The organism is Bacillus sp. BB51/4, assembly GCF_008368845.1.
Classification (GTDB): domain Bacteria; phylum Bacillota; class Bacilli; order Bacillales; family Bacillaceae_G; genus Bacillus_A; species Bacillus_A wiedmannii.
Genome location: NZ_QOSC01000005.1, coordinates 596,382 through 621,120, shown reverse-complemented (window position 1 = coordinate 621,120; position 24,739 = coordinate 596,382). Strand labels below are relative to the sequence as shown.

General features: G+C 35.9%; 33 protein-coding genes. 8 read left to right on the top strand and 25 right to left on the bottom strand.

Features of this window, described 5'->3' with window-relative positions; translation table 11 throughout:
* Positions 1-6: 6 nt before the first annotated feature.
* The 6 genes from phnF to scpA form a co-directional block, all read right to left on the bottom strand.
* Positions 7-738, bottom strand: coding sequence for a phosphonate metabolism transcriptional regulator PhnF (phnF, locus tag DN392_RS05675; protein WP_002194085.1), 732 nt, complete (start codon positions 736-738; stop codon positions 7-9).
* On the bottom strand, positions 668-1,456 hold the full coding sequence (gene nagB / locus DN392_RS05670; RefSeq protein WP_001024205.1) for a glucosamine-6-phosphate deaminase: 789 nt from the start codon (positions 1,454-1,456) through the stop codon (positions 668-670). The genes phnF and nagB overlap by 71 nt, the downstream gene beginning before the upstream one ends.
* 4 nt (positions 1,457-1,460) lie before the next feature.
* On the bottom strand, positions 1,461-2,603 hold the full coding sequence (gene nagA / locus DN392_RS05665; protein WP_002107769.1) for an N-acetylglucosamine-6-phosphate deacetylase: 1,143 nt from the start codon (positions 2,601-2,603) through the stop codon (positions 1,461-1,463).
* 207 nt (positions 2,604-2,810) lie between these two features.
* On the bottom strand, positions 2,811-3,713 hold the full coding sequence (locus DN392_RS05660) for a ComEC/Rec2 family competence protein (RefSeq protein WP_001257287.1): 903 nt from the start codon (positions 3,711-3,713) through the stop codon (positions 2,811-2,813).
* Between the two features lie 78 nt (positions 3,714-3,791).
* Positions 3,792-4,364: a segregation/condensation protein ScpB gene (scpB, locus tag DN392_RS05655; protein ID WP_000375163.1), complete on the bottom strand. Its 573-nt coding sequence runs from the start codon at positions 4,362-4,364 to the stop codon at positions 3,792-3,794.
* A gap of 158 nt (positions 4,365-4,522) precedes the next feature.
* On the bottom strand, positions 4,523-5,266 hold the full coding sequence (gene scpA, locus DN392_RS05645) for a segregation/condensation protein A (RefSeq protein ID WP_001199757.1): 744 nt from the start codon (positions 5,264-5,266) through the stop codon (positions 4,523-4,525).
* A 169-nt stretch (positions 5,267-5,435) separates the two neighbouring features.
* On the opposite strand from scpA, the gene DN392_RS05640 reads away from it, so the two are divergent.
* Entirely contained in the window at positions 5,436-5,531 is a 96-nt protein-coding gene (locus tag DN392_RS05640) for a YjcZ family sporulation protein (RefSeq protein WP_000510194.1), read from the top strand.
* Between the two features lie 97 nt (positions 5,532-5,628).
* On the top strand, positions 5,629-6,147 hold the full coding sequence (locus DN392_RS05635) for a DUF309 domain-containing protein (RefSeq protein ID WP_048565669.1): 519 nt from the start codon (positions 5,629-5,631) through the stop codon (positions 6,145-6,147).
* Between the two features lie 20 nt (positions 6,148-6,167).
* Here the strand turns inward: DN392_RS05635 and ribT are convergent, their stop codons facing one another.
* The 3 genes from ribT to DN392_RS05620 all read right to left on the bottom strand — a co-directional run bounded on the left by ribT (position 6,168) and on the right by DN392_RS05620 (position 7,443).
* Positions 6,168-6,536, bottom strand: a complete 369-nt coding sequence (gene ribT / locus DN392_RS05630; protein WP_000908397.1) for a GNAT family N-acetyltransferase RibT — start codon at positions 6,534-6,536, stop codon at positions 6,168-6,170.
* Positions 6,537-6,603: 67 nt separating this feature from the next.
* Positions 6,604-6,786: a hypothetical protein gene (locus DN392_RS30665; RefSeq protein WP_048565670.1), complete on the bottom strand. Its 183-nt coding sequence runs from the start codon at positions 6,784-6,786 to the stop codon at positions 6,604-6,606.
* 219 nt (positions 6,787-7,005) lie between these two features.
* The gene (locus tag DN392_RS05620) at positions 7,006-7,443 is read right to left on the bottom strand and encodes a peptidylprolyl isomerase (RefSeq protein WP_000853785.1); all 438 of its coding nucleotides are present in this window, start codon (positions 7,441-7,443) and stop codon (positions 7,006-7,008) included.
* A 187-nt stretch (positions 7,444-7,630) separates the two neighbouring features.
* Here DN392_RS05620 and DN392_RS05615 point away from each other — a divergent pair, with 187 nt between their 5' ends.
* On the top strand, positions 7,631-8,497 hold the full coding sequence (locus DN392_RS05615; protein WP_000850517.1) for a DUF1002 domain-containing protein: 867 nt from the start codon (positions 7,631-7,633) through the stop codon (positions 8,495-8,497).
* A 31-nt stretch (positions 8,498-8,528) separates the two neighbouring features.
* Here the strand turns inward: DN392_RS05615 and DN392_RS05610 are convergent, their stop codons facing one another.
* The 14 genes from DN392_RS05610 to dacF all read right to left on the bottom strand — a co-directional run bounded on the left by DN392_RS05610 (position 8,529) and on the right by dacF (position 19,151).
* Positions 8,529-9,332, bottom strand: a complete 804-nt coding sequence (locus DN392_RS05610) for a Cof-type HAD-IIB family hydrolase (RefSeq protein WP_064056455.1) — start codon at positions 9,330-9,332, stop codon at positions 8,529-8,531.
* A 95-nt stretch (positions 9,333-9,427) separates the two neighbouring features.
* On the bottom strand, positions 9,428-10,900 hold the full coding sequence (gene spoVAF / locus DN392_RS05605) for a spore germination protein SpoVAF (RefSeq protein WP_048562394.1): 1,473 nt from the start codon (positions 10,898-10,900) through the stop codon (positions 9,428-9,430).
* Positions 10,887-11,456 carry a stage V sporulation protein SpoVABEA gene (gene spoVAEA / locus DN392_RS05600; protein ID WP_064056456.1) on the bottom strand — a complete coding sequence of 190 codons (570 nt, stop codon included), beginning with the start codon at positions 11,454-11,456 and terminating at the stop codon, positions 10,887-10,889. The genes spoVAF and spoVAEA overlap by 14 nt, the downstream gene beginning before the upstream one ends.
* Before the next feature lie 5 nt (positions 11,457-11,461).
* Positions 11,462-11,812, bottom strand: a complete 351-nt coding sequence (gene spoVAE, locus DN392_RS05595) for a stage V sporulation protein AE (protein ID WP_048565672.1) — start codon at positions 11,810-11,812, stop codon at positions 11,462-11,464.
* A 3-nt stretch (positions 11,813-11,815) separates the two neighbouring features.
* Entirely contained in the window at positions 11,816-12,832 is a 1,017-nt protein-coding gene (gene spoVAD / locus DN392_RS05590) for a stage V sporulation protein AD (protein WP_001241141.1), read from the bottom strand.
* Positions 12,833-12,845: 13 nt separating this feature from the next.
* Entirely contained in the window at positions 12,846-13,304 is a 459-nt protein-coding gene (gene spoVAC / locus DN392_RS05585) for a stage V sporulation protein AC (RefSeq protein ID WP_000147730.1), read from the bottom strand.
* A gap of 14 nt (positions 13,305-13,318) precedes the next feature.
* Positions 13,319-13,735, bottom strand: coding sequence for a stage V sporulation protein SpoVAB (spoVAB, locus tag DN392_RS05580; RefSeq protein ID WP_000572948.1), 417 nt, complete (start codon positions 13,733-13,735; stop codon positions 13,319-13,321).
* On the bottom strand, positions 13,728-14,348 hold the full coding sequence (gene spoVAA / locus DN392_RS05575) for a stage V sporulation protein SpoVAA (RefSeq protein WP_000438358.1): 621 nt from the start codon (positions 14,346-14,348) through the stop codon (positions 13,728-13,730). Before spoVAA ends, spoVAB begins: the two co-directional genes overlap by 8 nt.
* Before the next feature lie 117 nt (positions 14,349-14,465).
* On the bottom strand, positions 14,466-14,564 hold the full coding sequence (locus DN392_RS05570; RefSeq protein WP_000016826.1) for a methionine/alanine import family NSS transporter small subunit: 99 nt from the start codon (positions 14,562-14,564) through the stop codon (positions 14,466-14,468).
* The gene (locus DN392_RS05565; protein WP_000450092.1) at positions 14,564-16,090 is read right to left on the bottom strand and encodes a sodium-dependent transporter; all 1,527 of its coding nucleotides are present in this window, start codon (positions 16,088-16,090) and stop codon (positions 14,564-14,566) included. Before DN392_RS05565 ends, DN392_RS05570 begins: the two co-directional genes overlap by 1 nt.
* 137 nt (positions 16,091-16,227) lie before the next feature.
* Complete coding sequence (gene sigF, locus DN392_RS05560; protein WP_000350733.1) at positions 16,228-16,986, bottom strand: RNA polymerase sporulation sigma factor SigF; 759 nt, start codon at positions 16,984-16,986, stop codon at positions 16,228-16,230.
* A 12-nt stretch (positions 16,987-16,998) separates the two neighbouring features.
* Positions 16,999-17,439, bottom strand: coding sequence for an anti-sigma F factor (gene spoIIAB, locus DN392_RS05555; protein ID WP_048546248.1), 441 nt, complete (start codon positions 17,437-17,439; stop codon positions 16,999-17,001).
* Complete coding sequence (gene spoIIAA / locus DN392_RS05550; RefSeq protein ID WP_000059133.1) at positions 17,440-17,790, bottom strand: anti-sigma F factor antagonist; 351 nt, start codon at positions 17,788-17,790, stop codon at positions 17,440-17,442.
* A gap of 170 nt (positions 17,791-17,960) precedes the next feature.
* The gene (gene dacF / locus DN392_RS05545) at positions 17,961-19,151 is read right to left on the bottom strand and encodes a serine-type D-Ala-D-Ala carboxypeptidase DacF (RefSeq protein WP_000831992.1); all 1,191 of its coding nucleotides are present in this window, start codon (positions 19,149-19,151) and stop codon (positions 17,961-17,963) included.
* A gap of 166 nt (positions 19,152-19,317) precedes the next feature.
* Here dacF and DN392_RS05535 point away from each other — a divergent pair, with 166 nt between their 5' ends.
* The 4 genes from DN392_RS05535 to DN392_RS05520 are packed head-to-tail and all read left to right on the top strand — an operon-like array spanning position 19,318 to position 22,715.
* Positions 19,318-19,737 (top strand): GntR family transcriptional regulator, encoded by a 420-nt coding sequence (locus DN392_RS05535; RefSeq protein WP_000548043.1) that lies wholly within the window; start codon positions 19,318-19,320, stop codon positions 19,735-19,737.
* A complete protein-coding gene (locus tag DN392_RS05530) occupies positions 19,703-20,584 on the top strand; it encodes an ABC transporter ATP-binding protein (protein ID WP_061672332.1) in 882 nt (293 codons plus the stop codon). The genes DN392_RS05535 and DN392_RS05530 overlap by 35 nt, the downstream gene beginning before the upstream one ends.
* The gene (locus DN392_RS05525; protein WP_064449211.1) at positions 20,574-21,638 is read left to right on the top strand and encodes an ABC transporter permease; all 1,065 of its coding nucleotides are present in this window, start codon (positions 20,574-20,576) and stop codon (positions 21,636-21,638) included. The genes DN392_RS05530 and DN392_RS05525 overlap by 11 nt, the downstream gene beginning before the upstream one ends.
* Positions 21,639-21,650: 12 nt before the next feature.
* On the top strand, positions 21,651-22,715 hold the full coding sequence (locus tag DN392_RS05520; RefSeq protein ID WP_064449212.1) for an ABC-2 transporter permease: 1,065 nt from the start codon (positions 21,651-21,653) through the stop codon (positions 22,713-22,715).
* A 24-nt stretch (positions 22,716-22,739) separates the two neighbouring features.
* Here DN392_RS05520 and DN392_RS05515 read toward each other — a convergent pair whose 3' ends face one another.
* Both DN392_RS05515 and DN392_RS05505 read right to left on the bottom strand, forming a co-directional pair.
* Entirely contained in the window at positions 22,740-23,285 is a 546-nt protein-coding gene (locus DN392_RS05515; protein ID WP_061672334.1) for a hypothetical protein, read from the bottom strand.
* A 102-nt stretch (positions 23,286-23,387) separates the two neighbouring features.
* A complete protein-coding gene (locus tag DN392_RS05505; RefSeq protein WP_001003308.1) occupies positions 23,388-23,807 on the bottom strand; it encodes a MarR family winged helix-turn-helix transcriptional regulator in 420 nt (139 codons plus the stop codon).
* A 159-nt stretch (positions 23,808-23,966) separates the two neighbouring features.
* On the opposite strand from DN392_RS05505, the gene DN392_RS05500 reads away from it, so the two are divergent.
* Entirely contained in the window at positions 23,967-24,638 is a 672-nt protein-coding gene (locus DN392_RS05500) for an SIMPL domain-containing protein (RefSeq protein WP_061672335.1), read from the top strand.
* The last annotated feature ends 101 nt before the right edge of the window (positions 24,639-24,739 follow it).

Sequence of the window (24,739 nt, the reverse complement as noted above, 5' to 3'; positions counted from 1 at the left end):
AATATATTATTTGTTACGTGCGATGTTTGTAATAAACTTATAACGATCCCCACGATAAATACATTTCACATACTCTAACGGTACTTCACCTTCTGAATATGACCATTGACGCATTACAAGCACTGGCGCCTTTTTAGGAATATGCAGATGTTCAGCTTCATTATCCGTTGCAATTGAAGCTTCAATTGATTGAGTAGCGCTAACAAGTTTAAAGCCCAGTTTTTTCTCTAAATGTTCATATAAAGATTGTTGCAATATTTCTTCGTTAATATCTTTTACAAGAGCTGGCGACAAATATGTCGTCTCAAAAGCAATCGGTTCATCATCAGCTAAGCGTATACGCCTCACTTCATAAACCGACTCTCCCTCCTGTATTCTCAACCGGTCTGCTATTTTCGCAGTAGCTGGAACTAGGCGGAAACTTAGTAATTGACTACTTGGGTTCATCCCACGAGAAATCATATCTTCTGTGAATCCCGTCATTCCTTGCAATTTTTGTTCCACTTTCGGAAGTTGGACAAACGTACCGATTCCACGTTTCCGATATAAATAACCTTGTTCCACTAAATTATTAATCGCCTGTCTGATTGTCATACGACTCACTTCGAACTTATCGCAAAGTTCATTCTCAGATGGGATTTTATCTCCCGGCTTCCATTCGCCGTCCTCAATTAGCTGTTTCACCCACTCTTGAATCTGATAATAGATCGGAAATGGTGAATACTTGTCGATGTTCATCAGCAATCGCCTCACTGCATAAAGATAGAGCTTCTTGATCAGCGATTACGGTTACATTCGGATGACGTTGTAAAACTGTAGCAGGACACGCTTCGCTATATTCACCTTGCAATAATTCTTTCACAGCTTCTGCCTTTTTAGAACCCATAGCAACAAGTAGAATTTGTTTCGCTTTCATAATGCTTCCAATTCCCATTGTAATCGCATGCGTTGGCACATCTTCTTCTTTTTCGAAGAAGCGAAGGTTTGCTTGGCGTGTAGATTCTGTTAATTCAACAATGTTTGTTGGAGAATTAAACAGTGTTCCTGGTTCGTTAAATCCGATGTGACCGTTTTCACCGATTCCAAGAATCTGTAGGTCAACTGGGTTAGCAGCTAGAATGCCCTCGTAACGTTTGCACTCTTCCTCTAAATCACTTGCCATCCCGTTTGGTACATAAGTTTGTTTAAATGGAAGATGATCAAACAACTGTTCTTGCATGAAATAGTGATAGCTGTTTTTATCTTCATGTGGTAAATTTACGTACTCATCTAAGTTTACAGTGGTTACACGGCTTGTATCAAGTTTATTTTTTCGCATTTCTGCATAAATACCTAATGGAGAGCTTCCTGTAGCCATTCCTAATGTTGGATTTTCTTTTGTTTTTACAACTTCTTCAATTAATTTATAACCTGCTTCTGCTAGTTCTTCTGGAGTTTTTACAACAAGAATATTCATTTAATTACTTCCCTTCCTTCATATGAATTCCTAAACGAACCGTATCATATACATGTAAATCTTCATTCATCACAACAAAGTCTGCATCTTTTCCTACCGCTAATGCACCTTTATGATTTAATCCAAACTCTTCTGCTTGGTTAACTGATGTCATCAGTACTGCATCTTCGATTGAACAACCTGTAAATTCAATTACATTTCGGAAAGCTTGATCCATTTTTAGAATACTACCAGCTAACGTTCCATCTTCTAATCGAGCACTACCATCTTTTACATGTACTGGCTGTCCGCCAAGCTCATATAATCCATCTTCAAGACCTTTTGCACGCATTGCGTCAGTAATAACACTTACTTTTTTCGGTCCTTTTAATTTATATGCTAATTTCACCATATCAGGGTGAATATGAATACCATCTGTAATTACTTCAACCATTACATCTGGATTTAATAACACATGACCAACAACTCCTGGTTCTCGGTGATGTAATCCACGCATTTGATTGTATAAATGCGTTGCATGTGTAATGTTTCTATTTTTTAGTTGCGCATCAATTGCATCTGTATGCCCCATTGTGCCAACAACACCAGTTTCAGCAAGATACTGTTCAAACTCTAACGCACCTTCTTCTTCAGGTGCATATGTTACTAATTTAATTAGATTCCCGCTTGCTTCCTGCCATTGTTTAAATTGTTCAATATTGGCAGGAACAATATGTTCAAGTGGTTGTGCACCTGCACGTTTTTTTGAAACATACGGTCCTTCTAAGTGAATATATTCGAAATGTGCTCCTTTTTCTTTCGCTTCCTTCGCAGCATGTAGTGCCGCTTCAATTGCTTCTGGAGCTTGTGTCATTGTTGTTGGAAAGTAAGTTGTAACTCCTTCTTTTAACATTTCTTTACCTAGAGTTACTAATCCATCGCTATTTGCATCCATCGCATCAATATCGTATCCACCATGAATATGAACATCAATCATACCTGGAATCACAATCTTCCCTGCTGCATCTAAAACCGCTTCATTTTCTTGTGATACATATTGAGCCATCAAACCAATTTCTTTAATTGTTTCTGCGTAACGAATAAATCCGTTTTCCACTACTTCTTGACCTGTATAAATTTTGGCATTGATGACAACTTGCGTTTTCATTTTCATCGATCCTTTCCCATGAAATACCTACTTGTTATTATTACCTTATTCGCCTAATTCCATCTTAATATATGCACGAGTAGTTGTCTAGACATTCGAATAAAATTTCCTCTTTGTTTAACAAAGAGGAAACTTAGTACGTCTCTTGCAATTATAATATATGTTATTCAGTTTTCCAAAAAGGGAGAATATCCCCTATCATATTACTCACTTAAGTAATGGCATTAATCCACTAGAGCCTATTGTAATATGCTCGCCGTCTGTTTCCATTTCTACTGTACGTTTATTTGTTCCATACATCATTATACCATGCTGTTTTAAGCGTCTCACTACACTTTGATGCGGATGTCCATACGGATTTCTGCTTCCGTATGAAAGAATTGCAAACTGTGGTTCTACTTTCTTTATAAACATTTCACTTGTTGAAGTATAGGAGCCATGATGTCCCACCTTTAACACATCTGCATGTACATCAAATTGCTTTAATATTTCAGTTTCCGTCCGCACATCAGCATCACCCATTAGTAAAAAATCCGCTTTTCCGTATCGTACCTTTAACACAATTGAAGATTCATTATTTTCATCTTTTGATTTCCCATTGTTTAATACTTGTATGGAAACATGCGGATCTAGCGGTATGTATTGTCCCTCTTTTACTGAAACGAAAGGAATTCCTCTTTTTTTAATATGATTCCGGTATGTGTGATACGTAAAAGAACTATATGTTTTTCCACTATCTAATATAAGTGATACCGGCATTTGCTCTACAATCGGAATGAGTCCTCCAATGTGATCCATATCAGGATGCGTACTGACGATAGCATCTAAATGGTTAATCCCTTTTTCGATTAGTTTTTGAATGATAACCTCACCTGCTTCATAAGGTCCCCCGTCAATTAACATCGTTTGTCCATTTGGCAATGTAATAAGTGTCGCATCACCTTGTCCAACTTTTAAAAAACTCACTTTCATTTTACCAAAATGTTGCCGCTGCATATGTAAAGGAGACGCGGTATGAATAGACATCATATATCTTTTAGCCGATGCACTATTTAAAGAAAAGCATAACAAAACAGAAACTAACAATAAAATACCTCGCATACTTCTCATAACTCGTCTCCTTTTTTCAATTAGTATGGCACGGTATATAATTGATATACAAAAAAAGCTTAGCAAAATGCTAAGCTTTTATTTCGATATCTCCTGTAAAGAACCAAAGAATAAATCTGCTTCATTCATTTGTTCATTCTCTTCAGAAAGTACCGGTAAATCATCTAATGTTTTCAATCCAAATGTATCCAAAAATTCTTTCGTTGTTCCATATAAAATAGGACGCCCTGGCCCTTCTGCTCTTCCCATTTCTTTTATAAGTAAGTGTGAAACTAACGTTTGTAACGCCTTATCGGTTTTCACCCCTCTAATCTCTTCCATTTCAGTCCTTGTAATAGGTTGACGATATGCCACAATCGCTAACGTTTCTAAAGCAGCCTGAGAAAGTGAAGCAGCTGTTGGGATATCTATTAATTTTTGATAGTACGAAGCATGTTCTTTCTTTGTAGCAAAACGATATACTTTTGCATACTGTACAATTTGCAAACCGCGGTGTGCACCTTCACATTCTTTTTGCATTTCTTCTAAAATATCGATTACTTCATTTCCTTCAATTTCAAGCACTTTCGCTATTTGTTCTGGATAAATCCCTTCATCACCAGAAACAAATAAAAGCCCTTCAATGATTGATTTCTGTTCTTTTCTATCCATTTTACGAGCTCCTTCCTCCAATTTTCTCCATAAAAATACACATCAAAAAACCGAATCACAATCAATGCGTTCGGTTCAATATTTTTTCTCTTGTTCCAAACGATACATTCAAACCTAGCATGAGATATATTATTTCCATCCCATTTTCCATACTAAATCTATGCAGATTTAGTAGAGCTTGATACGAAAATTTCATCAAAATTATGTTCTTGTTCAATTATGATTTGTTGATTTTTCATAAGCTCAAGAACCGCTAAAAATGTTACAACCATTATTTCCCGTTCATCATCAACAAACAAATCATAAAAACTTTGACGACCACCTTGTATTTCTAACTGTTTTAAAATATCAATCATGCGCTTTTCAATTGGTATTTCTTGACGAGTAATACGTGTTGTTACAGGTTTCTTTGCTTTTTTACGGCGCATTAATTTTTGAAATGCCGCTAGCATATCATATAACGTAACATCAAGAGGCAAGTTTGTCTCCTCTTCTTGTTGTAACGATGTAAAATCAATTGGCGGACGTGTATATAGCTGTGCTCTTTCTTGTTCTCTTTCTTTTAGCTCAGTAGCAACTTGCTTATATTTCTTATATTCAATTAACCTCTCCATCAATTCTTGACGAGGATCATCTATAAAGTCATCACCGTTATCAAGTACATCTTCTTCATGTTTCGGCAACAACATTTTACTTTTAATTTGTAATAAAGTCGCAGCCATTACTAAATACTCACTTGCAACATCTAATTGTAGTTCTTTCATCGTATGAACATAAGATAAATATTGCTCTGTAATTTCCGCTACAGGAATATTATATATGTCAATTTCATAACGATGTATTAAATGTAACAATAAATCTAAAGGCCCTTCAAAAGCCTCTACTTTAAAATTATACTGCACAAAGCATCCCACCACATTTTTTCTATAACAACATAAGTATAGAGCATACTCATGTTCTATCCAACCTTTTTAAGAAATTTAATTAAAAATAGACCTATGCCTATATCATCATGCCCACCGCTTCATATGATAACAGTGTAGTAAGAACAATGTAGGAGGTCAAAAAACTATGGGTCACGTTGATTGCGGTTTTAGCGGTGGGTTCGCATTACTTGTTGTATTGTTTATTTTACTAATTATTGTAGGGGCAGCTTGCTTCTGCTAATATGAACAATAACGGCTAGGGAAAATTCCCTAGTCGTTTATTGTTTATATTTCTATGATACACTTGTATTTATAACCGTTAAACAGGGGTGAAGAAAATGTATCCTACCGAATACATCCAATTTTTAATTCATTTTCACGGAGATTATGATTATTTTGAATGCCACGAAATACTGGAAGAATATTGGAAAACAAAACCGAGAGAAAATCGTGATAATTATTTAGTCGGTCTTATTCAAATTGCAGTTTCTTTATACCATCAAAGACGCTCTAACTGGAATGGCGCAGAGAAGATGATGAAAAGCGCCATAACGATTTTAGAAAAAAACAGTGCACCTTTACTACGTTTAGGAATAAATCAGACACAACTTCTATGCTTACTCCAGGATAGATTGCAATCTATACAGAAAGAAGAGAGTTTTACACCGCTATTTTTACCGTTATCGGATACAGCATTAGAAAAGCACTGCATGGAATTATGTCAGAAACAAAACCTTCCTTGGAAAGACGTGAATGCTACTTCTAATGAATATATAATACATAAGCACACATTACGTGATCGAACAGAGGTCATCGCTGAACGAAACGAACAATTACAAAAAAGAAAGCAGAGATAATAAACTACTTATCTCTGCTTTCACGAATGTATATTTTGTTCTAGCCCTTTACACTTTTTGCAAAAACTTGCTGTTTGCTCATTTCCGCAAATTGTAAACTCAAGAAATTTACTCTTTAACTCTTGAACCATCTTCGTCCCAATACCCATATGACGGTGAGACGGGTTCACACTCAAATGCTGAATTTCCAACACTTGATTCTCTTTTTTTACAATCCCCATTATCCCAACAAAATCTTCGTTTTGCTTCCACAAATACAATTGCCAATCATCTTTTGCTTCATAATCTTTCATAGTCAATTGTAATGTTTTCACATCTTTTTCAGTTGGCATAAATGAAAGAAGCCCCATTGCAATCTTTTCATAACTTTTTTTAAAACGAATTAACATAACCCTTATCCCTTCTTACAAAAGTTACAAACTATTAATCCCCTCAACCACTCTTTTCATATCACATTCATTTTACAATATTTTCAACAGAGTGAGAAGGGCTTAAAACAACTTGATAATCATACAAAGCGAAAAGAAGAAAGTCAAATATATGTTTCAGTACTATTTTTTCTAAGTAGATAGAAGGAGAAACGTTGTTATATGAAAGCGAAAAGAAACATCCATCTCTCATTATCACTGCAATATTCATCACCCGAGAGCAAATGAATTCTAGCAAAATTAATGTAATAAAAATATTTATTGAAACATGTAATCTAATGTATTCTATGTGATTTGTTAAAATTTTGTTCTTATAAGCGCCATATTTTCGCTACAATTACAGTACTACTTGTATCATGTACTGTAAACGAAATACCCATTCCTATTAAAAAAACAAAAAAGAGAGCAATAGCTCTCTTTTCTCATTAACTTATTCTTCCCAAACTTTAACTTCTTTCATTACATCGCCTTGACGCATGTTTAATACTGTTTCAATACCGCTTGTTGCTTTACCGAATACAGTATGTACACCATCTAAATGCGGTTGTGGCTCATGAACAACAAAGAATTGGCTACCGCCTGTATTACGGCCAGCATGAGCCATAGAAAGTGAACCTACAAGGTGTCTATGAGGATTTCCATCAGTTTCACATGGGATAGAGTAACCTGGGCCACCTGCACCTGTTCCTGTTGGATCTCCACCTTGGCTTACGAAGCCAGGAATAACGCGGTGGAATGTCACACCATCATAAAATCCTTGCTCTGCTAGTTTTTTAAAGTTTTCTACTGTTTTTGGTGCCTCTTCTGGGAAAAATTCTAAATCGATTTTTTCACCATTTTCCATTAATATGTATCCTAAAGTTTTCATACGTATATGTCTCCTTTCAACTATCTCAGCACTATATTACCACATTCATGACTAGAAACAAAAAGAATCCGACAATCTAGATACTTCTTTTTCGAAATGTGGAAAAAGCTAGGTGACAAATAATAAATATATACTATAATAACTGTGTTGCCCGAAAATTTTAGAAAGAGAAAGGGAGCGATTTTTCGTGAAAACGAAATTACTAGCTCTGCTATTGGCTGTAACGGTATTTATGATGCCAACAGCTTCGTTTGCAGACATCATCGAAGGAGAATCAATTGTTACACTAGGAGAAAACTTGTCTGAACAACAAAAACAAGATCTGTTAAAAGAAATGAAAGCACCAAAAGATGCTACAATCATTACTGTGTCTAATGCGGAAGAACATAAATTTCTAGAAGGGGTTGTTCCAAAAGCGCAAATTGGTACGAGAGCAATTTCCTCTTCTATGATTACATACACAAAGCCAGGGTCTGGTCTCATTGTACGTTCAAAAAACATTAATTCGATAACAGATGCAATGTACACAAACGCACTTATTACAGCAGGTGTGAAAGATGCAGAAATTCAAATTACTGCACCATTTAAAGTTTCAGGAACTGCTGCTTTAACCGGTTTAATGAAAGCCTATGAAACAGCATCGAACAAAGCAATTCCTGAAGAAGTAAAAAAAGTAGCCAATGAAGAAATGGTGCAAACAGCCCAGCTCGGCGATAAAATTGGTGAAGAAAAAGCAGTTCAACTTGTTGCAAAAATTAAAGAAGAAATTGCCAAAGAACAACCAAAAACGACTGAAGATTTACGTTCATTGATTAAAAAAATTGCGGATCAACTTGGTATTACATTAACGGATGAACAGTTAGATAACTTAGTTGCGCTATTTGATAAAATGAAAAATCTTAATATCGATTGGAATCAAGTTGGCAGTCAGTTAAATAAAGCAAAAGAACACGTCTCTGCCTTTTTAGGATCTGAAGAAGGGCAAGGTTTCCTAGATAAAGTTAAAGATTTCTTCTCAAGTATCATTGATTTTGTTAAATCGTTATTCAAGTAAAAAGAAGCTCGTCAATGACGAACTTCTTTTTTTATACAAGTAATGGCAATTTCATAACAGCTTCTTCGACCGAACGAACAATATGATTTGCCTTCTCCTTCACATATGGATGAGCATGATGTAGAGTAAATGAATGCGGAGTTACTTCAAACATAGAAATATCATTGAAAGAATCTCCAATGCATGCAACTTCATTTGCTTCAATTTGTAAATGTTCCATTAGTCGCCTTAAAGCACTCCCTTTACTTACTCCCCTTGGCATAATATCAACATATCGTTTACCAGACATAAAAACTTCTGCTTCGCTCTGAAATGTATCTCGTAACTCTTGATCTAATGCTGCAATTGTCTCTTCTTCTCCAAAAACAAACAATTTCGCAGGATGTACAGTCTTACCAAATTCCTCTTCTAATGCTTCTATCTCAGCAATATGTACGCCCATATACGTTTCAAAATTGTGATGATGTTCATTCTTTCTTTTTGTATACCGTTGCTCATTTGCACAAACAATATCTGCTAGTCCCTTTTTATGGATATATCGATATATTTCCTGGGCAATCCCATCTTCAAAACTTGATTCATGAAATATTTTTCCATCCGGCAGTAACATCATCGCTCCATTTAAACTAGTTGTGTAATACGGGAATGCAAACCTATTTACGACTTCATCAATTCGATGAGTAAAGCGGCCAGAGGCAAAACAAATATTTGTCCCTTTTTCAGCTAACCAACAAAGTGCACGTTCATCTTCTTTTTGCATATGATTCACATTGTAAACGAGCGTATCATCTAAATCACTTACAAATAATTTAATCATGTCCTCTTCCCCTTCCATACACAATATCTACTCTAAGTGTACACAAAAAATGTTTGATTTTTGTTAAAAAACAATAAATTTTCGATAAAAAATAAGCAGGAGATTCATCCTGCTTATTTTTGCCTTCTTACATTTTGAGGTTTTACAATACTTGGGCGCACTTTTAAACTAGACATCGTTGGACGGAGTAGAATTTTTGTTAACGCTCCCCAATCAAATGGTAAAAACGGCCATAAATACGGTGTTTGTAAACTTTTTATAGACGTTAAAAATAAAATCAATATCGTCATTCCAACTACAAATCCCATTTCATGAAATATACCTGTCAAAATAATGACAAATAGCTTTCCAACTTTATTCCCAAGCCCTAATTCATAACTCGGTGTTGCATATGCTCCGATCATAGAAACTGCTACGTATAAAATTACTTCTGGTACAAACAAACCTACATCAATGGCAATTTGACCAATTAATATGGCAGAAATTAATCCTGCTGCAGACGACAACGATGTCGGTGTATGAATGGCAGCCATCCTTAAAAATTCGAGTCCGATTTCGGCCATCAAAATTTGTAATAAAATTGGTAAATGCGTCATCTTGTTCGGTCCAATGAAAGCAAGACTTTCCGGTAAAAGAGTTGGATCAAAAACAAACACTAACCAAAATGGCAATAAGAACAGTGAAAATATAACACCTAAAAAACGTACCCAACGTAAAAATGTACCTACAGCTGGATTTTGCCTAAACTCTTCTGCATGCTGTAAATGATGAAAATATGTTGTCGGTGTAATCATAGCACTTGGTGATGTGTCAACGAGTACTAACACATGTCCTTCTAGTAGATGATTTGCTGCTACATCTGGTCTTTCTGTGTATCGAATAAGCGGGAAGGGATTATAGCCTTGTTTAACTACAAATTCCTCTATCGTTTTATCCGCCATCGTAATCCCGTCTACTTCAATGTTATTTAATTCTTGTTTTATAATCTTAACTAAATCCGGATTTGCAACATCTTGTACATATGTAATACAAACATCCGTTTGTGATCTATCTCCTACTCGAATCATTTCATTTCGAAGACGTGGGTCACGTATCCTTCTACGAATTAACGCTGTATTTACAACGATATTTTCAACAAATCCATCCCTTGCACCACGTACTACCTTTTCTGTATCTGGTTCTGTCGGCGTCCGGCCCGGATAACTACGAACATCTATTGCGAACGCTTCCGTTTCACCTTCCACAAATATAACGATGAGTCCTGATAATACTTGAAGCATTACCTCATCCATCGTTTTCACTTTGCTTACTTGTTGATGGATTAAACGGTTCTCTAAAAGCTTCACTGTATCTTCTTCTACATCCCTTATCTCATTTGTATCCACAGCTTCTTCTAAAATAGGGATAATATAATTCGTATCACAAAGTCCGTTTACAAATAACACACCAATTTCTTTATTTAAAATTTGAAATTTACGAATGCCAACGTCGTATGTAACACCCAGTCCAGCTGTTTGCTTTAAGTAATTTTCATTATCACTTATGAAAGATGAAATAGGGATTTCCACTTTTTTAGGTTTGGTCATAAAAACCACTCCTTTCCAAAATTAATTGAATCGCTTTTCTAGTAATAGGTGATCCTCTCTCCCATTCATCGTTTCCACACATTTTACCAATATCACCAACTCCCACAATGACAGGAACATTCAGATCATCTAAACAATAAATTGTATCTCCGCTAATTCTGCCAATTTCACCATCTGGAAGTCCAAATTTATCAACACCGTATTCGGTTAAATTCCCGTTCCGATCTACACTGACATCTACACGTGCCCATTCCCAATGATGTGTATTAGACGCTACTGCCAAAATCCCCAGTACATCAATTTGTTTATGTGTAGCTACATATTTTAAAGCCTTTTCACCAGATCCTTCTCCAATAAATCCACTGTCATCAAACATGACAAATACAGGGTCATATGGCGTTTGCATAATAAGCTCAACAACTTTCTTCCCTGTCAATTTGGTTGGATTACTTTGTGATGCTGAAATACACCTTCCCCCAAATTCCTTCGTTAAAAGCTCAATTGTCCGCTTTGCATATTCATCTCCATCTGTGACCAAAACAACCCTTCGTCTCATTTGATTTATCCTTTCGGTTTACATATAAGTGCTACAAAAAATGAAAATAATATCGCTGCAGAAATGCCTGCAGACGTTAAACTAAACATACCCATACCAATCCCAATATATCCATGTTTTTCTGCCGCATGCATTGCCCCATGTAATAGTGAATGTCCAAAACTTGTAATAGGAACTGTCGCACCAGCACCAGCAAACTTTATAAGCTTATCGTACAATCCGAATCCATCTAAAACTGCTCCTAGTACTACAAAGGTAGCCATTAAATGGGCTGGTGTTAGCTTTGCAAAATCTAACAATACTTGTCCAACTACACAAATAGCGCCTCCTACAAGAAATGCATATATAAAATCCACAATTCACTCTCCCTTCACTCTCTCAAATACAACACCATGTGCAATTGTTGGAATGGTTTCTTTCTGCTGCATCATCATCGGGCTTAATAACGCACCAGTAGCAACAACAAAAATCCGTTGTAAATTCCCTTTTTGCATCTCGCTTAATAAATGACCATATGTGACAACAGCTGAACAAGCACAGCCACTACCACCGGCAAATACTTCTTCTTGACCGGGATCATAAATCATTAATCCGCAATCATTATATATATGCCCAAGATCATAACCTTCTTCCAGTAACAGTTGTTTCGCGATTGGTGTCCCAATAGCTGATAAATCACCGGTAACAATCAAATCATAATCTGCTGCACTTCTCTTCAAATCTTCAAAATGTTGTTGAATTGTGTGAGCAGCAGCAGGTGCCATCGCCGATCCCATATCTAAAGGATTTGCAATCCCTAAATCTTGCACTTTCCCAATCGTAGCTGCCGTAATTTTAATAGCACTTTTTTCTTTACTAATTAATATGGATCCCGCACCTGAAACAGTGGAATTTGCTGTTCCTGGTTTTTGTCCTCCATACTCTGTTGGATAACGGAACTGTCTTTCAGCCGTCGCATTATGACTACTTACTGTCGCTAAAATACGATTTGCGAATCCACCATCTATAAAGGCTGACCCAACCGCTAAAGTCTCCATCGAGGTTGCACAAGCGCTAAACATCCCTAAAAAGGGAATCCCCCACTTACGCGCAACATAATTTGCTGTCACTGTTTGATTTAATAAATCACCCGCTAAAAAGAAATCAATTTGTGATGTTTTTACATTTCCTTTTTGCAAGACTTGTTGAATTGAATCTGACATTAATCTTCGTTCAGCAAGTTCCCAGTTTTCCTCTCCGCAATGTAAATCATCGTATGAAATATCAAAATCCTTTCCAAGAGGGCCTTCAGCTTCTTTTGGACCGACAGCAGTACCGGTTGCATTCACATAAATATCATTTTGAAATACCCACGTTTGTTTTCCAGTCAACCTCATACTAGCCCCTCCTTTACGACATAAAAATGTTAAAAGTATATCTTATTAACCCAATAACGTATGCACCAACGACCCCAAAAACGATAACACTTCCCGCTAGCTTAAACATATTTGTAGCAACCCCAAGCACAATTCCTTCACTCTTATGTTCTAGCGCAGCGCTCGCCATAGAATTCGCAAATCCCGTAACAGGTACGGCCGAACCCGCTCCAGCAAATTGACCGATTTTATCATATACACCACAACCTGTTAAAATCGCCGATAATAATACAAGCGTTGCAACTGTCGGATTTCCTGCCTCTTGTTCACTGAAATGAAAATAATGTATATAAAATTTCATCAATACTTCTCCGACAGTACAAATGAATCCACCTACAAGAAATGCCTTGACACAATTTAGGAAATAATTTGGTTTTGGATGGTACTCCTTCACTTTATTTATGTAATCATCCTTTAGTTTTCGCCCTGTCATTTATATACTGCCTCCTACTTTACGAAATAAATCCAGTGAAACAACGAGCCTATTACTTTCCCAAGTACAAGAGCAACGAGTAAAACAACGATTTTCCCCTCTACCCCTACCCGTTTCGCTAAAATAGGTAAAACATTTAACACTTCTGTTAATGCGGCTGCAAGCATTCCAATGAATGTGCCACAAAATATTCCTAATATGACTAGCCAATATTGCGACGTTTGAAATGTAATGTTTTTCAAACTACACCAAGCTCCTGTTAACGTACCTGCAATAACTGCCCACTCAAAATATTGAATGTGCTTTCCACTTCTCGTTAATTGAGCTAGACGGGGGATTATACCAAGTACAGCTAAAAATGCGACATATCCGCTACCTACTGCAATTCCTCCGGCTAAACCAATTAAAATAACAAGCCCAGACTCAATCATCGGCAAGTTGTTTCATATTATCCTTGTTTTCATGAACAATTACATATTGGTCAAGTGACTGCTGATATTGGAACATCTCCACTTCTAACGGACTCGGCTCTTCATTAATTCGCTTTTGAAATACATGATTAAAAAATAAGATCATACCTAACCCAAGACCTACTGAATAAGGAATTTGAAATAGAAGTGGTTGTGCCTTAAATTCTCCCGTAATCATGTAATATAACCGCTGGTGCACTTGTTGCATGCTTACATCTTCATGGAAGTAAATGATCGCAAGAGCCGCTCCAATAAAAAGTAACAACCATACAAGCCCGAAGAAAATCGGATGTACTTTCTTTTTTTCATATATAATTTCAACAAGAGTTTGTCCAGAACCGAGTAAATTAATTTGTATATGAGCCCCTTTTTTCCTAATGATCTCAATTATTTTCATAACATCAATTACGACATGCGTCTTATCATGCGCTGTTATTTTGTAAACTACCTCATCTTGTAACGACTGAACTACCAGAGCATCTCCCGCAAGTTGAGCAACATCACCCAGTTTCACTTCATACGTAGGAGAAACTTTTAATCGATTACGCATTTTAATATAAATTGTTTGTTCCAATTTCCATTCACCTCTTCACTCTTCCTCGTAGTTGTAGTATGGTTATTGAATTTTTTTCTAATACAATTTTTTCATAAAAAAAACATCTGTACCGTTTCGGTACAGATGTTTTTTAGTTTATGCCTTTTTCTTAAATAAATTTGCAATACTTAATGCGAGTCCTCCCCAAATAACTACTATACCAATAACCATCATCATAATCGCTGATCCGCTCATTATGAAACACCCCGATCTTTCCATTCTTTTTCAAGCTTAGCAGAATCTGAATGTATTTGTGCATTCCATTTCTTTATACTAATGATTAGTGCAACGATAAGGAATGCTGCTGCAATTGACCAACCATACGTTACGACAAACTCCGTTGGATAATCTCCGTAGTTCTTTTTAATATTTTGGATTGTCCCATCAATTAACATGTACCCTAACATAAGCGGGGTAATAACGAGTAAACTCACTCTCCAAAACGTCCCCAATTTAATATCAGATACGAAGTTTGCGTGATTTTGATAAACTGGTAAACGTCGTAGAATGAGCCCTATCGTAACTACTTCCGCTAATGCAATTGAAATTAATCCGAAGTTATTAGCGAAATAATCAACAACATCTAGGAACATAAGCCCGCCACGCGTTGCAAAAACAAGAGAAACTAGTACGAGAAGCGTCCCCATAATTCCAATTGTTTTTTGGCGGCTTAAGCTGAACTTTTCAGATACGGCAGCAAAACATACTTCCGCAAGCGAGATGAGAGATGTAATTCCGGCAACCGTTAATGATAAGAAAAATAATACGCCAAATAACGGTGACATCGGTAATTCATTAATAATTTGCGGGAATACTACGAATGCAAGTCCTACACCAGCACTTGCTACTTTATCAACTGGCACTCCCATATTGTTTGCCATAAATCCAAGAGCTGCAAAGACCCCAATCCCTGCTAATAATTCAAATCCTGAGTTTGCAAACCCAGTAATAAAGGCATTATTTGTTGTATCTGAGTTTTTCGGTAAATAACTAGAATACGTAATCATAATTCCAAATGCTAAAGATAAGCTAAAGAAAATTTGACCATAAGCAGCAAGCCATACTTTCCCATCAAAAATACGACTCCAATCTGGTTTGAAGAATGCATCTAATCCTTGCATCGCACCTTCCATCGTCACTGCACGAACTACGATAATAAGGAACATAACAACTAGTAAAGGGATGAAAATGCGGTTAACCACTTCAATTCCTTTTTTAACTCCTTTGAATGCAACACCAAGCACAATAATCCAAACGAGAGCTAATGGAATTAATACTTCCGGTACGAGCCCCCCAAACTGTCCAGGCTTATCTGCAACATGCAAATACTCTTTAAATAAAAATGATTGCGTATCTTTCCCCCATGCTCCAGTAATTGCAAAGTACGTATACGAAATAGACCAAGCAATAATTACTGCATAATATGTTGAAACGATAAACGTTACACACATTTGCCACCATCCGATAAATTCAGCACGCGGACTAATACGGAAGAACGTAAGTGGCGCGGAACCACGGTGACGATGCCCAAGAGCAAATTCAAACGCCAATAATGAAATACCAGTCGTTAATAATGCGAATAAGTACGGTAAAAAGAATGCGCCTCCCCCATTTTCATACGCTGTATAAGGAAAACGCCATATGTTTCCTAATCCAACGGCAGAGCCGACCGCTGCGAAAATGAATCCGGCCCTCGTTCCCCATTGTTGCCTCGTTTCCATATTTCCTTCCCCCTTTGTGACAAGTTCATACTTGGATTATATTTTAAATTTACTAAATTATCAATAAATTCTGTTAATTTTTACGGAAGTTTACATTCCCTACTAAATTAAAGTCATAAAAAAAATCGAATAGATAGCTACTCATCTATTCGATCTTTCATCTGTTTTAATATTTTCTTTTCAAGTCTTGAAACTTGTACTTGCGAAATACCTATGCGCTCCGCTACTTCTGATTGGGTTTGGTCTTTATAGTAGCGTAAATATACAATTAAACGTTCTCGATCATCTAATTCTCTAATTGCTTCTTTTAAAGCAATTTTATCAAACCATTTCGTTTCAGATTGATCAGCAATTTGATCTAAAATAGTGATTGGATCTCCATCGTTTTCATACACCGTTTCATGTATAGATGAAGGAGCACGACTCGCTTCTTGCGCCAGAACCACTTCTTCTGGCGTTAGTTCTAACGCTTCGGCTACTTCGTTAATCGTTGGTGCCCTTCCGAATTCTTTCGAAAGCTCGTCTCTCATCTTTCGAATTTTATTTCCTGTTTCTTTTAAAGATCTACTTACTTTCACTGATCCATCATCACGTAAAAATCGTTGTATTTCTCCAATAATCATTGGAACTGCATATGTTGAAAATTTCACGTCGAAAGATAAATCAAATTTATCTACCGATTTTAAGAGCCCAATACATCCAATTTGAAATAAATCGTCTGGTTCGTATCCTCGATTAAGAAAACGCTGCACAACCGACCATACGAGACGCATATTACTTTGAACGATTGTATCTCTCGCTTGTTGATCTCCATCTTGACTTTGTTGAATTAACGCTTTTAGCTCGTGGTCCTTTAACTGAGGTTTCTTCTTCTCATTTTTGACCTCTATGTCCATAGGCTATTCTCCTTAATTGCATAGAGCGTTACTATTTGATAAGTATTTTGTCAAATGGATTGTTGTCCCGAAAGATTCGTTTGAAATAACTTCTACTTCATCCATAAAATTTTCCATGATAGTAAATCCCATTCCGGAACGCTCTAATTCAGGTTTAGTTGTAAAAAGGGGTTGTCTTGCTTCATCTAAATCAAAGATGCCAATCCCTTCATCTCGAATCGTGAGTTTCACCATTGCTTCTTCCAAAATTACAGAAATATAAACAACACCTTCTGCATTTCCATCGTATCCATGAATAATTGCATTCGTAACTGCTTCTGACACAACTGTTTTAATCTCCGTAAGTTCTTCCATCGTTGGATCTAGTTGCGCAATGAAAGCAGCTACTGTAACGCGAGCGAATGATTCATTTTGACTTAATGCTGAAAATTGAAGGTTCATTTCATTTCTCATTTATGCCACCCCCAACGTCGCGAGCGCATGCGCTTCACTTTCTTCTAAGCGAACAATTTTAAATAAGCCCGACATTTCAAATAAACGCTTAACAGGCGGTGAAATTGCACAAACAACCATTTCTCCACCTAATCCCTTTACATGCTTATATCGGCCTAATATAACACCTAAACCAGAACTATCCATAAACGATAAGTTCTCTAGGCTCAAAACAATATGATGAACACCATGTGTCTCAATCATATCTGTTACTTTCGTTCGCAACTCTTCAGCAGTATGATGATCTAATTCACCCGCTAGCCTCACACATAGGACGTCACGCTTTACTTCTAATTGCATGGAAAGACTCACACGATTTCCTCCTTATGCTCAAACTTTACTCATTTACATACATAAAGATTTTCGTGATACAACATAAGAATCCTTCCTGCTGACAAAAGAAGAACTATTTCGCCATAAAGTGAAAACATTCGGCAATTATTTACTTTCATACGAATAGAAAAGCGGCAAAATGTTTGCCGCTATTTTGATGTTGAAAACATCCCAAAACTTCTTTTAAATAACTCCCACCAGCTCGCTGCAGCAACATCTTCTTTTGCTACAATTGTTTGTTTTAATAAAACATCTTTATCTTTTTTAATAACAAGTGTACCAAGCGCGTCACCTTTTTTAATCGGCGCTTTCACTTTCTTTTCAGCAATTACTTCTTGCTTTACTTTGTCCATATTTTCGCCCTTCTTCATAAGAAGAGACACATTGTCTGACGCAACTAAATCTACTTTTTCTTTTTTCCCTTTTCCTACTTGTACAGTCTTAATTTTTTCGCCACGTGTATACAATTTCTTTGTCATATATTGTCCAAATGCATAGTCAAGAAGCTTTGTTACTTGATTATTCCGTTCTTTCGATGTAGGTGCTCCCATAACAACTGAAATAACACGCATGCCATTTTTTTCAGCCGATGCTGTTAAACAATATTTTGCTTCTGTCGTAAAGCCCGTTTTCACACCATCTACTCCAGGATAAAAACGTACTAACTTATTCGTATTCACGAGCCAAAACTTCTTATCCGTATCTTCTCGTAAATAGTCTTCGTATTTACCTGTATATTTGCGAATAAGTGGGTACTTCATCAATTCTTTCGCCATTATAGCCATATCATTTGCTGTGGAATAATGGTCTTTAGCCGGAAGACCTGTTGGATTTTGAAAATGAGTATTTTTCAGTCCTAAATCTTTCGCTTTTTTGTTCATCATATTTACAAAACCTTCTTCTGAACCCGCGATATGCTCCGCTACTGCAACAGACGCATCATTTCCAGATGCAATAGCAATACCTTTTAGCATTTCATTTACAGTCATCTCTTCTCCAGGCTCTAAAAAGATTTGTGATCCACCCATTGAAGCTGCATGCTCACTTGCTCTAACTTTATCGGTCAGTTTTAGTTTTCCTTTTTCAACTTGTTCCATAATTAATAGCATTGTCATAATCTTCGTCATACTAGCAGGTGGTAACTTCTCATTTGGATTTTTATCAAACAAAACTTTACCTGTATCTTGTTCAATTACAATTGCTGATGACGCTTGTTCCGCTAACTTCGGCGTTGTTTCTTCTGTTTTTTCCTGCTTCGTCTTCTCAGATTGTGCGAAACTAACTGAAGTACCAGAAAGCAATAACATGAAACAAACAAGTATTCCAAAAACTCGCTTCATGACTAACCCTCCATTCTATATCAAACCTATTTTTTCCAATTTATTATTTTTTAATACCATATTTTTCTAATATTTTCAGTTGACAAATATATTCATCACCTATATTGTATTAAGTGTATTACATGAAGTAGTACACATAATACAAGTCAGAAAGGAGACATTGCTCTTGCATATTCAACTTGATCCAAGAAGCAACACTCCGATATGGGAACAAATTGTTCAAAATATAAAAGAACTCGTATTGAAAAATATGTTAGCTCCAAGTGATAAACTTCCTTCTGTACGCGAACTCGCTTCTTTACTCGTTATAAATCCAAATACAGTAAGTAAAGCGTATCAAGAGTTAGAGCGACAAGGAATTATTGAAACATTACGAGGAAAAGGAACATTTGTATCCCAATCGATTACCCCAACATTAGACGAAAGGAAAATCGCTATGGTTCAAAAGCAATTTCATCAATTACTATTAGAAGCCTCTTATCTTGGTGTTACGAAAGATAAAATTCATGATTGGATAGATTCATACTATAAAGAGATTGGAGGAAATGCGGATGCTGAGAGTGAAAAACTTGAAGAAGACAATTGATAATCAAACAATTTTAGATGATGTTTCTTTCACATTACAAAGAGGAAGTATTATTGGATTACTCGGAAGAAACGGCGCGGGGAAAACAACTTTATTACGAACGATGGTCGGTATTTTAGACCCTGATGCAGGGACTGTTACATATGAAGAGACAAACATTCATCAGTGTCCTGAAATAAAGCAAAAAATCGTATATGTTCCGGATTCTACTAACATATTGAACGGATATACGGTAAAAGAAATTGTAAAGTTTTATAAAGAAGTTTATAACGCATTTGATGAAGCATATTTCTATGAACTGTTGGAGCGTTTTAGCTTACCAAACAAACGAATTCGTAGTTATTCAAAAGGAATGAAAGCACTGCTTGCCATCATTTTAGCCGTTTCTACAAAGGCAGAATATATCATTTTAGATGAACCGACAAATGGACTTGACCCTATCGTTAAACGGCAGATCCTTCAATTTCTCGTTGGAGAAGTTGCAGATAAAGAGATTACCATTTTCATCTCAACGCACCATTTAGATGAAGTGGAACAAATCGCAGATACAATTATTATATTAAAAGGCCATACTATCTCGTCTATTACATCACTAGACGATGCAAAATCACGATTTGCTAAAATACAAGTTGCTTATGAACGTTCATTACCTCAAAAACTAGAAAACTTAAGCAATATTAAAATATTAAATCAAACAGGAAAAGTATTTACAATCTTAATTGAGGGAAATGTGGCTACAACACTGGAGAAGTTTTATAAAGAACAACCTATACTCATTGAAGAATTAACAATGTCACTTGAAGATGTCTTCGTTACGACACTAGAGGAGGATGGGTATGTTTCATAAGGCGTTGTGGATGTGGAATTGGAAACGCGGGAAATATGCTGTACTACTGTTCTTCTTTTATACACTTTATCTTCTATCTTTCGGATACTATAAAGCAGCTCAGATGGAACTCGATAAATATTACGAATTACAAGAAAAAGGGAAACAGTATTATTATTTTTATACCTTTTCTTCAGGAGAAGGTAATAGTTTTTTGTTAACTGTTCTTATCATTGCTTTAGCCTGCTTATTGATAGGATGGGAACGTAGCAACCAATCGAATACACAACTTATGACAATGCCGTTTAAAAGAAAAGATGTTTTCTTATCTAAATGGACTTTCGGTTCACTTTGTATTGTGAGCTCGTTACTTATAAACTGGATCCTTATGTATGTTATTTATAGAACAACTATTCATTTTGATTATCAATCATTTAGTCCGTTTCATCGATACTTTCTTTATGCGATTGTTTCTTATGTTGCAGTCTATACAGCTGCTCTATGTATCGGTACTTTTACTGGAAGCATTGTTTCGCAGGTCATTTTTTGCATTCCATGGCTACTAATGGGGCTTACATTTATTCCACTAGTGTACACTTTTACGCTAAACCATTTAGAGGCTACCAATACTAAAAGTAATAAATTAGATCAACAACTTTATGAATTCAATCAAAAAACAAATATAGTTGCACCAATTTATCGCTTTTCTATTGATTATAACTATCATCCAGAACACCTTGAGAAGGAAAACGATCCAGCTACTTTAAGAAATCCAGTATCTCATAAATATTATTCAGCCAAATCTATGTTTGTCCCTATTCTCTATACGATTTTTTACTTACTACTTGGAACATATTTATATATGCGATCACCAAATGAAAACAGTCAAAAGATATTTATTTTCCAAAGGCATTTACGAATATGGATATGGGGGACAACCATCTACTTTGCATTACTAGGTGGCTATAAAATCAATCAATTTTATTTCTTACCTAACTACTATATCAGTTTGTTTCTCGCTGGAATCATTACTTATGTTGTATTATCACGCCTAACAAATTATAAAGTTTTTTAAAGGAGAGATCCTATGTTTCAAAAAGCACTGTGGCTAAGAACGTATCAACAAAGTAAATATGTTGTATGGTTATTTTGGCTCGTCAGCTTCTATACTTTGTCATATAAATACTATATGACTTCTATTCAACAGCAATATTTTCTAAATATGAATAAAAAATGGAAAGCTATATATCATTACAGTTTTGATTTAACACTTCTAGATTCTATCATGCTGTTAGGTAGTGTACTGATCGTTCTAGCTTGTACGTTAATTGGATGGGAAAGACAAAATAACGCTAGCGACTTGTTATGGTCTATGCCATTTAAACGTTCGCACCTTTATATAACAAAGTGGTTGTTTGGAATCTGTAATATCGCCGCTGTTGTCGTTTTAAACTGGGGACTATTTGCTATTATGAAAAAGTTGACTTTTCATAATAAATATCAAGTATTCTCCCCCTTTCATAGTTACTTTATATACATGTTAATTGTATTAATTGCTATTTATACACTTGCCTTATGTATAGGAACAATCGCTGGAAATGTGATATCGCAAGGATTTCTTACTGCAGCTATATTAATCTTCCCAGCGTTACTTCCATCTCTAATATCAGGAGTCATTGCTGTGCACTCGAATGCCGACTTTCATGAGAACAATGGCAATATACATGATGTTATGGAAAACATACGTATTTCTGGTCCAGCAGAAGAGTTTACTATTAGCTTTAATTACGATCCTCAAAACGCTTATACTGATAAGGATGGAGTACGTCATAATGAACCAAACTTTACAACAATCCCTTCGGCAAAATTATTGATTGCACCTATTACACATATCATTATTTTGTTACCACTCGGGATGTATTTATATGCCCGTTCAGTCAATGAGCGAAATGGTAACTACTTATTATATCCAAAACTACAAAAAGTAGTTTTAGCTTGTGCGATTTTCTTTGGTGGGATCGTTGGAGGTTTAATGCTAAGTCGCGCGCACTCATTGTCCAGCTTTTACATCGGATTTTTAGTGACTAGTTTCATTACGTATTTCTTCCTACCTAAAATATTAAAATGGAAAGTCTCTTGGAATTTTAAATGAAATAACCTCCTCTTATTGAGGAGGTTATTTCACATTCTCTCTTCTTTTCCCATACTCTTTTTCTTGCTTCGTTCCAAACCCGTCACCATTTGCGACGATTTGATCTGTTGGAGCAACTATGCTTTCAGCAATTCTCCATTCTCCTCCTTGTTGAATAAACACTTGCATAAAATAATTCATTCCATTTAACTGATACGGATTTTCTTTTTTCACTTCATAACGAGCTGCAACATAATACACTTGCACATTCTCAGCTTCAAACTTAGAAATATATTGCGATAATCTCGGGATGTACTGTGATGCTTTCTGAAGTGGAAGTTGTTTTACTTTTATAAGAGAAGACTTTGTCACATTGCTTATCGTATCTTCCTGCCGAATGTTATCACTATGATGAAATAAAATAGCATTCTGCATAGAACGAATCCATAGTTTTGAATATAAAACAGGTTGCTTATTTGAAATATGTTGTAATTCTTTCTGAACGACTTGAAGAGGCGTAGCCGCATCCGCGAACTGATTAAAGCAGAAAAAACTTCCAATCATAATGAAAAGCATACAAATACGTTTCATAATTTTTCACTCCGATTCTTTTTAATTAAAGTATTGGAGTTTCAAAATGTTTTTATTCAAAAGAAAAAGGATAGGAAAGCTTTCGCTTCCTATCCTCATTTATTATAATACGCGGCCAAATAGCTCTAACACCATTTCGATTTCTTGGTCGCTCCAACCTTTAAATTTCTCTTTATAATATTCTTTACGCACAGCTTCAAGTTTTTCAGTTACTTCTCTTCCGTGTTCTGTAATTTCTAGGTACACGATACGACGGTCTGAATTTGAACGCTTTCTTTCTACAAACCCTTTTCGTACGAGACGATCAGTAACAGCTGTAATATGACTAGAGGTTACGTTTACTTCACTCGCAATTTGCGAAGCCATCTGTGGACTCTTTAAAAATAACGCGCGTAATACAGAAAATTCATTGTATGGCATATGTTCTGCAAAACGTGTATTAATATCATTTTGTAATAAACGTATCATCTTTCGAAATGATCCGGATAACTCTAAAATCAGTGTTTCTCTTTTTTCGTTCACTAGCCTCGTCCCTTTTTTATCATATTTACACATATTATAATCTATAAATACCCTTATTGTATATGCTTTCTTTCTTTAACATTCTCATTTATGTAACTTTTTCATACAAATTTCTTTTTTGTTCACACATATACATATAAATAAGGATGGTGATGGAAGATGCAAGGTGGAATGAATCCTTATTTACACAACGTACGTACAGCTAATACTGGTAGAGAAGCGACTATTACTGTACAAGGTGAAGGTGTTGTCAAAGCAAAACCAAATGTTGTTATATTAACACTTGGCATTCGAACTGATAGTAAAAATGTGAAACAAGCGCAAGAAGAAAATGCAGTGCAATCAAAACAATTGCTTGATGCACTTAAACAGCTTGGTATTGCTGATAAAGACATAGAAACGATTTCTTATACGATCACTCCCCAATACGAGTATGTAAATGATAAAGCATTACTACAAGGATATCGTGTGGAACATTTGTATGAAATTACCGTTTTAAATGTACAAAAAGCAGGGGAAGTATATGATATAGCCGTTTCAAATGGAGCAAACTTAGCAAAAGGTTTACGTTTTCGGATATCTCATCCAAATAAATATTATGAGCAAGCTCTCATTCAAGCTCTGCAACAAGCGGTAGAAAAAGCTCGTGCTATTGCGAGTACATACAATTTAAACATTAATCCTGTTCCACTCTCATTCGTTGAAGAATCCGCCCAATTACCACGGGAAGTGACGTCCTATGCTACTTTACATGCACAAGCAGCTCCGCCCATTCAATCGGGAGAATTAGAAATCATTTCAACAATACGAGCGATTTTTACGTATTTATAAATAATTTCATTTATAAGTAAACGTTATCATTTTCCTTGTTGTAAAAACATGATGTTCTGATATAATAAAGGACGGTGAGCTCTTACGAAAGAGATATCACG

What these genes read in the sequence shown, in the direction of transcription:
- phnF (WP_002194085.1), bottom strand. Translation starts at nt 738, where the DNA reads ATGAACATCGACAAGTATTCACCATTTCCGATCTATTATCAGATTCAA.
- nagB (WP_001024205.1), bottom strand. Translation starts at nt 1,456, where the DNA reads ATGAATATTCTTGTTGTAAAAACTCCAGAAGAACTAGCAGAAGCAGGT.
- nagA (WP_002107769.1), bottom strand. Translation starts at nt 2,603, where the DNA reads ATGAAAACGCAAGTTGTCATCAATGCCAAAATTTATACAGGTCAAGAA.
- DN392_RS05660 (WP_001257287.1), bottom strand. Translation starts at nt 3,713, where the DNA reads ATGAGAAGTATGCGAGGTATTTTATTGTTAGTTTCTGTTTTGTTATGC.
- scpB (WP_000375163.1), bottom strand. Translation starts at nt 4,364, where the DNA reads ATGGATAGAAAAGAACAGAAATCAATCATTGAAGGGCTTTTATTTGTT.
- DN392_RS05640 (WP_000510194.1), top strand. Translation starts at nt 5,436, where the DNA reads ATGGGTCACGTTGATTGCGGTTTTAGCGGTGGGTTCGCATTACTTGTT.
- DN392_RS05635 (WP_048565669.1), top strand. Translation starts at nt 5,629, where the DNA reads ATGTATCCTACCGAATACATCCAATTTTTAATTCATTTTCACGGAGAT.
- ribT (WP_000908397.1), bottom strand. Translation starts at nt 6,536, where the DNA reads ATGTTAATTCGTTTTAAAAAAAGTTATGAAAAGATTGCAATGGGGCTT.
- DN392_RS30665 (WP_048565670.1), bottom strand. Translation starts at nt 6,786, where the DNA reads ATGAATATTGCAGTGATAATGAGAGATGGATGTTTCTTTTCGCTTTCA.
- DN392_RS05620 (WP_000853785.1), bottom strand. Translation starts at nt 7,443, where the DNA reads ATGAAAACTTTAGGATACATATTAATGGAAAATGGTGAAAAAATCGAT.
- DN392_RS05610 (WP_064056455.1), bottom strand. Translation starts at nt 9,332, where the DNA reads ATGGAAGGGGAAGAGGACATGATTAAATTATTTGTAAGTGATTTAGAT.
- spoVAF (WP_048562394.1), bottom strand. Translation starts at nt 10,900, where the DNA reads ATGACCAAACCTAAAAAAGTGGAAATCCCTATTTCATCTTTCATAAGT.
- spoVAEA (WP_064056456.1), bottom strand. Translation starts at nt 11,456, where the DNA reads ATGAGACGAAGGGTTGTTTTGGTCACAGATGGAGATGAATATGCAAAG.
- spoVAD (WP_001241141.1), bottom strand. Translation starts at nt 12,832, where the DNA reads ATGAGGTTGACTGGAAAACAAACGTGGGTATTTCAAAATGATATTTAT.
- spoVAC (WP_000147730.1), bottom strand. Translation starts at nt 13,304, where the DNA reads ATGACAGGGCGAAAACTAAAGGATGATTACATAAATAAAGTGAAGGAG.
- spoVAB (WP_000572948.1), bottom strand. Translation starts at nt 13,735, where the DNA reads ATGATTGAGTCTGGGCTTGTTATTTTAATTGGTTTAGCCGGAGGAATT.
- DN392_RS05570 (WP_000016826.1), bottom strand. Translation starts at nt 14,564, where the DNA reads ATGAGCGGATCAGCGATTATGATGATGGTTATTGGTATAGTAGTTATT.
- DN392_RS05565 (WP_000450092.1), bottom strand. Translation starts at nt 16,090, where the DNA reads ATGGAAACGAGGCAACAATGGGGAACGAGGGCCGGATTCATTTTCGCA.
- sigF (WP_000350733.1), bottom strand. Translation starts at nt 16,986, where the DNA reads ATGGACATAGAGGTCAAAAATGAGAAGAAGAAACCTCAGTTAAAGGAC.
- spoIIAB (WP_048546248.1), bottom strand. Translation starts at nt 17,439, where the DNA reads ATGAGAAATGAAATGAACCTTCAATTTTCAGCATTAAGTCAAAATGAA.
- dacF (WP_000831992.1), bottom strand. Translation starts at nt 19,151, where the DNA reads ATGAAGCGAGTTTTTGGAATACTTGTTTGTTTCATGTTATTGCTTTCT.
- DN392_RS05530 (WP_061672332.1), top strand. Translation starts at nt 19,703, where the DNA reads ATGCTGAGAGTGAAAAACTTGAAGAAGACAATTGATAATCAAACAATT.
- DN392_RS05525 (WP_064449211.1), top strand. Translation starts at nt 20,574, where the DNA reads ATGTTTCATAAGGCGTTGTGGATGTGGAATTGGAAACGCGGGAAATAT.
- DN392_RS05520 (WP_064449212.1), top strand. Translation starts at nt 21,651, where the DNA reads ATGTTTCAAAAAGCACTGTGGCTAAGAACGTATCAACAAAGTAAATAT.
- DN392_RS05515 (WP_061672334.1), bottom strand. Translation starts at nt 23,285, where the DNA reads ATGAAACGTATTTGTATGCTTTTCATTATGATTGGAAGTTTTTTCTGC.
- DN392_RS05500 (WP_061672335.1), top strand. Translation starts at nt 23,967, where the DNA reads ATGCAAGGTGGAATGAATCCTTATTTACACAACGTACGTACAGCTAAT.